The following is a 682-nucleotide window of genomic DNA, read 5'->3' on the forward strand; positions in this document are numbered from 1 at the left end:
GCGCAAAGGCGACACGCTTCTTATCATCGAAGATGCGGAATTCCGTCTCCGTGTGGCACAGGCAGAAGCGGATTTGGCGAATGCCACCGCAGGACGCCAGGCCACTACCATCGGTATCGCCACTACGCAAAACAATTTAAGTGTGAGCGACGCAAGTATTGAAGAAGTACGTGTACAGATGGAAAATGCCAAACGTGAACTGAACCGTTTTGAGAAACTGTTGCAGGAAGACGCAGTGACGAAACAGCAATATGACAACGTACATACAGCATACGAAGTTGCCAAAGCCCGTTATGAACAGGTGTCACGGACTAAAATGTCTACTTCTTTAGTGAAAAGTGAGCAGACTCATCGCCTGGGACAGAATGAAGCAGGTGTCCGCCTGGCAGAAGCTGCGTTGGAACTTGCCCGTCTGAATCTCTCTTATACAGTCATCATTGCTCCGTGTGACGGCACGACAGGAAAGAAAGAAATCCTGGAAGGGCAACTGGTGCAACCGGGACAGACTATGGTTGATATCGTAGACAGCAGTGATTTGTGGGTAATCGCCAATTACCGCGAAACCCAGCTTCCGAATATCAAAGAAGGTGCAGAAGTGGAAATAACCGCAGACGCCGTGCCGAACGTCACATTCAAAGGAGTAGTAGAATCCATCTCCGATGCAACAGGAGCCGCCTTCTCA

1 protein-coding gene is annotated in these 682 nt (G+C 49.7%); it reads left to right on the forward strand.

The features are described 5' to 3' along the window. Positions 1 to 682 (forward strand): HlyD family secretion protein (locus AB5935_RS28350; protein ID WP_368328150.1); only part of this gene is annotated, 682 nt, incomplete at both ends.

Origin of the sequence: Phocaeicola sp. RTP21198st1_B8_RTP21198_201120 (assembly GCF_040929485.1) — a bacterium.
Taxonomy (GTDB): Bacteria; Bacteroidota; Bacteroidia; order Bacteroidales; family Bacteroidaceae; genus Phocaeicola; species Phocaeicola dorei.